The organism is Methylobacterium sp. J-068 (assembly GCF_022829445.1).
GTDB lineage: Bacteria > Pseudomonadota > Alphaproteobacteria > Rhizobiales > Beijerinckiaceae > Methylobacterium.
Genome location: NZ_JAKSXY010000108.1, coordinates 1 through 1,805, shown reverse-complemented (window position 1 = coordinate 1,805; position 1,805 = coordinate 1). Strand labels below are relative to the sequence as shown.

1 protein-coding gene and 1 pseudogene are annotated in these 1,805 nt (G+C 62.4%); both read right to left on the bottom strand.

All coding sequences use genetic code 11. From position 1 onward, the window contains the following. Positions 1 to 783 (bottom strand): outer membrane protein (locus tag MKK54_RS18550; protein ID WP_244012901.1); only part of this gene is annotated, 783 nt, incomplete at its 3' end. Positions 784 to 1,155: 372 nt separating this feature from the next. Continuing rightward, positions 1,156 to 1,803 (bottom strand): annotated as a pseudogene (locus MKK54_RS18545) (response regulator transcription factor). Positions 1,804 to 1,805: the final 2 nt, after the last annotated feature.

The following is a 1,805-nucleotide window of genomic DNA, read 5'->3' as shown; positions in this document are numbered from 1 at the left end:
GGTCTGGCCGGTGGAGTTCGAGTACGCGAACACGCCGTTGTTGGCGTTGTCGCGGTCGAGGTTCACGTACAGGCCTTCGACCTTCAGCGTCACGGCCGAGGACTTGAAGAAGTTCAGGAACGAGTCGGTGGGCAGGGCGTACTCGATGCCGCCGCCGGCGGTCCAGCCGGTGCGGAAATCGTTGCGGCTGCTGTTGGGCAGGCCGAAATCGGAGCCGCCGCCGCCGCCATAAGCGAAGCCGCCGGTGCCGTACACGAGGGTGCGGTCGAAGGCGTAGCCGAGGCGGCCGCGCACGGTGCCGAAGTAATCGAGGCCCGACAGGCCGTTCGGGTTGACGGCGGTCAGGTCGGGGTTCAGCACGCCGACGATGTTGGAGTAGCGGTTCCGGCTGTTGCCGAAATCAACGTACTGGGCGTCGGCCTCGACGCCTACCACGAAGCCGGAGCCCGGGGTGAACTGGTAGTTGTAGCCGATCTGGCCACCGCCGACGAAGCCTTCGTTCGAGTCACGGCCGCCGAAAGCGCCGGCGCCGCGACCGCCGACCAGCGGGCTGGCCGCCGTGCAGAGGAAGATCGTGGAGTTGGCGACGATGGTGGTCGGGCCCTTGTTGGTGTTGCCCGTGCCGAAGCCGGACCCGGCGTGGAAACCGGCGTAGAAGCCGGTCCAGGTGAACACCGGCACCGGCACGAACACCGGCGGGGCTGCGCGGCGCGGAAGATCGGCGGCCGAAGCGGCACCGGAGAGCAGAGCCACAGCGGCGCTGGCGAGGAGAAGCTTCTTGATCATGAGACGTCTGCCGGAAACCTGAGGCGCACTCTCGGTGCGGTGTGTGTCCGTTCTACCGGCAGAGGCTGGATGATCTCTAGTGCATCTGAGCAACACTCAGCAGAGATCGCTTCCGCACCAGATATACTAACGCGCGTTAACGATTTAATTCAAACAACGGGCGATTTAACTCACAACAATGCCGTTGGTTCCAAAAAAACAGCCTGCTGACGGTAACGCCGCAGGCCGTCAGTTTTGATCGAATTGCCCGAGGACCAGCACGGACAAGCCTGGATCCCAGAAGCGGTCTCTCGCAGCGTTTCGCAAGCCGAAAGAAGCGGCATTCTCCCTTTTTAAAATACCGTCGCCTGGGCATCGCAGATTGGAATGTCAGCTAGCCAGAGCTCGCATCTCGGACACACCGTCATGGAGGACATAGCCGCGGCCCCAGACGGTCTCGATGTAGTTCTTGCCGCCCGAGGCGTTCGCCAGTTTCCGGCGCAGCTTGCAGATGAACACGTCGATGATCTTCAGCTCGGGCTCGTCCATGCCGCCGTAGAGATGGTTGAGGAACATCTCCTTCGTGAGCGTCGTACCCTTTCGCAGGGCTAGAAGCTCTAGGATCTGGTACTCTTTTCCCGTGAGATTGACGCGATTGCCGGCAATGAGGCTGGTCTTCTCATCAAGGTTCACGATCAGGTCGCCGGTGGTGATCACCGACTGGGCGTGACCCTTCGAGCGGCGGACGATCGCGTGGATGCGGGAGACGAGTTCATCCTTGTGGAACGGCTTGGTGAGGTACTCGTCGGCGCCGAAGCCGAGGCCCTTCGCCTTGTCCTCAATGCGGGCCATGCCGGACAGGATCAAGATCGGGGTCTTCACCCTGGCGACGCGCAGGTTCCGCAGCAACTCGGAGCCCGACATGTCGGGCAGGTTCAGTTCGAGCAGGATGATGTTGTAATCCTACAGCTTGCCGACATTGATCCCCTCCTTCCCGCGGTCGGTGGCGTAGGACCTGCAGCTCTCGCACTTGCGCATCC